The following is a 6,268-nucleotide window of genomic DNA, read 5'->3' as shown; positions in this document are numbered from 1 at the left end:
TTGATCTACTAATACTGACGTATAAGAAGTTGTCCCAAGTATCTCAAATAAAATATTGTCGATAGCAGGCGATTCCTGATGGGCTTTGGCAGCTTCAAGTGCAGCTAAGCCATTTTTCAAGACACGTTGGTTAGCCCCTTGGACAATATGGACACCGATTGTATTATTGTAGGCTAATTCTCGTCCTTCAGCTGAAAAAGATACTTCCACTTCTTTGGAAATTGCGTCACCGATTCCGGCCCAAATGTATTGCTCAGGTGCTTCAGCAATAATAGTTGAGTCGGCAAATGAATGGACGGCCGGTGCATGTAACCAGTATGAACCCGCTGATTCATGGTCGTCATTGTATAAGACGCAAACTGCTGAAGTTGGCGCACAGTTTGAGGCAATTGTTGGGAAAGTGAAAATTGGCTTTTCAAGTTTAGCTGAAACTGTTTTACCAGTATCAATGGCACGCCCGCCACCGACCGCAAAAATCATATCTGCTGCTTGAACTTGGTTTAAAGCGGCAAGGCGGTCAATGTTGGAATAAGAAGCTTCGCCCCCATACCATTCAATGGCGGTAATGCTTAAACCGGCTGCTTGAATCGCTGGTTTCAATCTTGGTAAAGCCTTTTCTAAAGCAGTTTCTCCACCTATGATGGCTACTTTCTCTCCTGCAAAACCTGCGTATTTTTTAATATCGTCATAGGCATCCGGCCCGATCGTAAAGCTTGGTAAATTCACTGATATACTCATATTCATTTCCTTCTTCCTTGAATTCATTGCAATTAATATACCATTCAACATATCAATATTCGAAGAATCGACCTCCTATTTTGGGTACCGATTAGCTATCAATTGTTATCCTTATTCGCTATCTTCTTGAAAAAGTAGTCTAAGTTGACCCTACCCCAGTGTTTGTTGGTATAATAGATAGGAAATCAAAGTTTGGAGTGACAGTATGAATAATGAAGTATCCACATATAAACAGGTCATCGGTGTTACCGGAAACCATAACGCACTAGATCATGACTGGGATGAATTTATGCGTGATTATAGTCCCCATGGTTATAGCAAATCTTTAACCAAAGCCGGGCATATTCCGATTATTATCCCTTTACAAGAAGACTTAGCCTTGGCAGAAATGTATGTTGCCAAATTGGACGGGCTTGTATTTACTGGTGGCCAAGACGTTTCACCGCTACTTTACGGCCGTGAGCCTTCCCCTAAATTACAAAGTGTCTATCCCCCACGAGATCGTTGGGAACGGGCTCTATTTGAAGCTGCCACCAAAAAGAATATCCCGATATTAGCTATTTGCCGCGGTTTCCAACTAATTAATATCCTACTCAATGGGACAGTTTACCAAGATTTAAGCGAATACCCAATCGGGCAGGCCAATGCCGTTCAGCACATACAGAATTGGAGTCGTATGCACTTCCCGCACCACTCAATCCAATTGGAAAAAGGGTCTATCATCAGCAACCTGTTTGATAATCCGAAAACACTACTGATCAATACCTATCACCACCAAGTGATTGAAGACCTATCACCCCTACTTAAGGCAACAGCCTGGGCCAATGATGGGGTCATAGAATCCTATGAAGTGGACAAGTCCAAATCGACCTATAATATTTTAGGGGTACAGTGGCATCCGGAAATGATGACAGATAACATTGAAGACAATATGCTACCAATATTTGAGTGGTTCCACAATTTCTAATAATATTAAACGCTTTCTTTTTCTAGTAAGTTCGTTTAGAATGTAATAGATTTATATTCAAACTATAACAGAAATCAGGAGGTGATTTTTCTTTATGAAGTTTAGAAAATTATTGTGGTTGATTATCCTACCTTTCCTTGTAGCCTGTGGTTTAACAGCTGGCTCTGGGGATGCTAGTGAAAGTAGTACAGCAAGCGACAAGACAACAAGCTCAAGTGAAACTAATGATATAGGCAGTACTAGTGACGAAGTGGTCAACTTAAAAGTCGGTGTAGTGTCCGCCATCACGGAAGACATTTGGCAAAATGTTGCTGACCGTTTAGAAGAAAACGGGACGAATATTAACCTGGAAGTCGTTCTTTTCAGTGATTTCGCCACAGCCAATACAGCCTTAGTTGAAGGCGATATTGATTTAAATAATTTCCAATATATCCCCTTCATGTATACCTTTAACCAAGAACAAACACAAGGCCAGGAAATTCGTCCTATTGCCTTTACCTTAGTATCTCGTTTAGGCCTATTTTCTAGTGATGATGCCATTGATTCGCTTGAAGATATTCCAGAAAATGCAATATTAGGGATGAATGATGATGCTGTCAGCATCGGTTATATCATGAATTTCTTAGATGCTAATGGCGTCATCACCTTAGCTGACGACGCGAGCACTATCCCTACCGAAGATGAAATTGTAGAGAATCAAAAAAACATTCAATTCAACTATATGCCAGCTGCCCAGCTACCACGTGCTTTACCTGATTTAGACTTGGCTGTGTCTGCTGTGTCTTACTTTGTAGACGCTGGTATGACCGTTGATGACGCCATCATTTTAGAAGATCCAGAACAAACACCGCCAGAATACTTCCTATCGATTGCAGTGAGAGAAGATGAGCTAGACGACCCTAACTTACAAACCGTTGTTGATACTTATATGACGCCGGAAACCGATGAATACGCGGCTTCTATTAACCCAATCTACACCCCAGTTTGGCAACTGGGTATCGACGCTAATCAAACCTATGAAGACTATACTACTGAACTAGAAAATCAATAAAAAAAGTAAATGAATACAACAGTAAGATAAGCTGCAAAAAAAGAACTGCCTGCTCACTCTAGTTTAGAGAAAGCGGCAGTTCTTTTTTTTAAATGACTTTTGTTAATTATTCACTTTATTTTTACGGAAATATTTATCTAATTCTGTCACCAATAAGACAATAATACCTGCACCAATGGCAATCAACCAACCGACCAAGGAAATACTTTCAGTTGAGAAAGCCCCTTGCATGAATGGCACATAGGTCAGTAATAACTGTAAAATGACCATCACGCCGATAATCATAAAGGCCTTTGGATTGGTAAAGGATGCCTTGGAGAAAGCTGACTCGCTTGTACGAATGTTGAAGAGATAAAATACTTTACTCAAGACAACCGTGTTCACCATAACGGTAGAGGCAACAGCCTCACTAACCCCTTGACCTAGCAACCAGTCATGGGCAATTAAAGAAATCACAGCCATCAGAACGGATACATAAGCCATCTGCCAAACGTCATGTTGACTCATCAACTTGTTGCCGGTTTTACGCGGTTTCCGGTTCATAATACCTGGTTCAGCTGGTTCAAAAATGAAGGCAAATTGGATGGTAATGGCAGACACCATGTTAATCCATAGTAATTGCGTCGCTTGTAGCGGTAATTCCTTTTGCATCATGATTGTAAAGGCAATAATTAACCCTTCAGCAAAAGATGTTGGTAATAGGAAAAGGATACTCTTCTTGATGTTATCGTAGATCCGGCGGCCTTCGCGTATAGCTTGAGACATGGTACCAAAATTGTCATCGGTTAAAATCATATCCGCTGAATCCTTGGCCACATCCGTACCAGAAACACCCATAGCTACACCAATATCCGCACGTTTAAGGGCTGGCGCATCATTTACCCCGTCCCCTGTCATAGCTGTAACTTTGCCTTTGGCTTGGAGCGCTTTGATAATATCTAGCTTGTTTTGTGGCGTGGTTCGGGCAAAGACTTGGTTGCCTAAGACAGCTTCCCGGAAGCTATCTGTATCCATTTGGTCCAGTTCAGCACCCGTTACAGCATGAATTTCCTCAGCTAAGCCCAGTTTCGCCCCAATCGCTTTGGCTGTTAGGGGATGGTCACCGGTAATCATTTTGACATGGACACCTGCTTGATTCATTTCTTTAAGGGAAGCAATTACTTCTTCCCTTGGTGGATCAATAATCCCTGCGATCCCAAGCAATCGAATACTTTGATCTAAAATCTGATCGTCAATAGTCACCGTTTCTTGGTCAATCAGTTGATAGCCAACAGCAACTACCCGCTTCCCTTCTTTAGATAGGCGACGGACATGGTCTGACCAGAATTCTTGGTCAAAATGAGGGTCTTGTTTCTTCACCATGTCAAATAATTTATCTGGTGAACCTTTCATAAATAGGATTCGTTCTTGTGCTTGATTCGTCACTAATTTCGCCATATAGCGGTTGTCTGAATCAAATGGTAACATGTCTAGTTCAGTGTACTCAGGTTGCTCAGGGTAAGCAAATACCTTATGGTAAAGCGTCAAGAATGACCCATCCGTTGGTTCCCCGTTAATGGTCCAAGGGTTGGCTGCTTCTTCACCCTTCACTAAGACCGTATCATTGGCCTCATAACCTGCCTCTAAGAATAATTGTAGGGTTGAATTTTCTAATGGATTTTTTAGCGCATCATTACCACTTACCGGTTGAATCTCACCTTTTGGCGCATAACCGTCTCCTGTTACTTCATACACTTGATCAGCCAGGACAATATCTTTAACCGTCATCTCATTCTTGGTCAGGGTACCCGTTTTGTCAGTGGCAATTACATCCACTGAACCTAGCGTTTCAACTGCTGGTAAGGTTTTGATGATGGTGTTTTTATTCTTGGCCATATCGCTAACGCCCATAGCCAAGACCACTGACGTTGTTGCTGGTAAACCTTCTGGAATAGACCCAACAATCATCGTAACAACTGCAAGCGTTAAGACAGAAATGGCATAGGTCTGTTGGATTAGACTCAGGATAAATAAGGCAATGGCCACACCCATGATGACATAGGTAATCCCTTTCCCAAGGCCATCAATTTCCTTCATCAAAGGCGTTTGGCGGTCTTCTGTTGCATTTACCACAGCCGAAATTTTACCGATCTCAGTATATTGGGCTGTAGCCACAACGATCCCCTTACCCGACCCTGAGGTCACGGATGTTGAAGCAAAGGCCATATTGACCCGCTCAGCTAGGGGCGTCGCTTCATCTGCTACAAGGTCAACAGCTTTTTCAACCGAATCTGTTTCACCTGTTAAGGCCGACTCCTGAATCCGCAGGTTATCTGCTTCAACAATCCGTAAGTCAGCAGGTACATTATCCCCTGCTTCTAGGAAGACAACATCCCCTGGTACCAATTCTTCGGCTAGGATATCTTGACGGACCCCATTTCGATATACTGTCGCCTCCGCAGATAACATTTCCTTGATTCGTTCTAAGGCGTCAGACGCATTGGCCTCTTGGAAATAACCGATTAAGGCGTTCACTACCACTACGATACCGATGATGATAGCATCCGAATAATGGCCCATTAATAAGGTCAAGAAGGCTGAGAACATCAAAATATAGATGATCGTGTTATGAAATTGACGGAGTAAAATTCGCCACTTCGACGTTTTGTTGGCAGTTAATTGGTTGTAACCATATTTGTCCAACAATTGCCTTGCTTGCTCTTCGTCCAACCCTTCATCAATTGAGTTGACCTGATACTTCTGTCGTATTTCTGACACTGATAATTGAAAGTCTTTTTTATTCATGAAATTTTTCATCCTTTTCTTTTTAAACTATTTGAGAACACAAAAAAGCCCCTTATTTAGAAAGTTCTTCTAAACAACGCACTGAAATATGTTCTATTCAATTAAAAAGTAAAGAAATTTAAAAAAGTACCTCTGCTCACCGTCTGTCGAGTCACTAGACATTCGTTTACCACCTCCAAATAGTTTAATTAACATTCTAGCAAACGTATTTTAACCAATCAAGAGATTGTACTTCAAGAGTATCTTAAGAAAAAACCACCTAAAGTTGATGGGTTTTGCGTCCCTACTTTAGGTGGTTCTTGTGATGTATTAATTTTTTGCAAAATAATGTCCGAAGTTTTGATAACAATTAATTACGATTAAGTAAATAACATTAATCAGCGCGCAAGGCTTCAGCGGCGTCTTTCTTCGCTGCCATCCGGGCTGGAATATGACCACCAATAACTGTTAAAACAGTTGAAATGATCAATAGGACGACTGCATGTACTGGGTCTAAAATGGCTACATTTTTTAGATCTGTTAAGGATTCTATCAGCATATTGATTGGGAATGTTAATAAGTAAGCAGTCCCAACACCAATTAAACCAGAAAGTACACCTAGGATTAAAGTCTCAGAGTCAAATACACGGGTGATGTCTTTTTTTCGAGCACCTAAGGCTTTAAGAACACCGATTTCCTTGGTACGTTCAAGGACTGAAGTATAGGTGATGATCCCAATCATGATCATT

Annotated in this window: 5 protein-coding genes; 2 read left to right on the top strand and 3 right to left on the bottom strand. The window is 41.4% G+C overall.

Annotated elements, in window-relative coordinates; all coding sequences use genetic code 11:
* Positions 1-744, bottom strand: a 744-nt coding sequence (locus ACRCJ0_RS08565; RefSeq protein WP_431390185.1) for an iron-containing alcohol dehydrogenase, incomplete at its 3' end; no start/stop codon positions are given.
* A 199-nt stretch (positions 745-943) separates the two neighbouring features.
* Here ACRCJ0_RS08565 and ACRCJ0_RS08560 point away from each other — a divergent pair.
* Positions 944-1,705 (top strand): gamma-glutamyl-gamma-aminobutyrate hydrolase family protein, encoded by a 762-nt coding sequence (locus ACRCJ0_RS08560; protein ID WP_417892990.1) that lies wholly within the window; start codon positions 944-946, stop codon positions 1,703-1,705.
* Positions 1,706-1,799: 94 nt separating this feature from the next.
* The gene (locus ACRCJ0_RS08555; RefSeq protein WP_431387606.1) at positions 1,800-2,756 is read left to right on the top strand and encodes a MetQ/NlpA family ABC transporter substrate-binding protein; all 957 of its coding nucleotides are present in this window, start codon (positions 1,800-1,802) and stop codon (positions 2,754-2,756) included.
* A 102-nt stretch (positions 2,757-2,858) separates the two neighbouring features.
* On the opposite strand, the gene ACRCJ0_RS08550 is transcribed toward ACRCJ0_RS08555, so the two are convergent.
* Both ACRCJ0_RS08550 and ACRCJ0_RS08545 read right to left on the bottom strand, forming a co-directional pair.
* Positions 2,859-5,540 carry an HAD-IC family P-type ATPase gene (locus ACRCJ0_RS08550; RefSeq protein ID WP_431390184.1) on the bottom strand — a complete coding sequence of 894 codons (2,682 nt, stop codon included), beginning with the start codon at positions 5,538-5,540 and terminating at the stop codon, positions 2,859-2,861.
* A 373-nt stretch (positions 5,541-5,913) separates the two neighbouring features.
* Positions 5,914-6,268 (bottom strand): ABC transporter permease (locus ACRCJ0_RS08545; protein ID WP_431390183.1); only part of this gene is annotated, 355 nt, incomplete at its 5' end.

This window comes from Aerococcus sp. L_32, assembly GCF_050689315.1.
Note: the sequence above shows the minus strand (reverse complement) of the source record. Positions and strands in the feature narration are given on the sequence as shown.

Excerpts from the sequence above, each read along its gene's own strand:
- ACRCJ0_RS08560 (WP_417892990.1), top strand. The coding sequence starts at position 944 with ATGAATAATGAAGTATCCACATATAAACAGGTCATCGGTGTTACCGGA.
- ACRCJ0_RS08555 (WP_431387606.1), top strand. The coding sequence starts at position 1,800 with ATGAAGTTTAGAAAATTATTGTGGTTGATTATCCTACCTTTCCTTGTA.
- ACRCJ0_RS08550 (WP_431390184.1), bottom strand. The coding sequence starts at position 5,540 with ATGAATAAAAAAGACTTTCAATTATCAGTGTCAGAAATACGACAGAAG.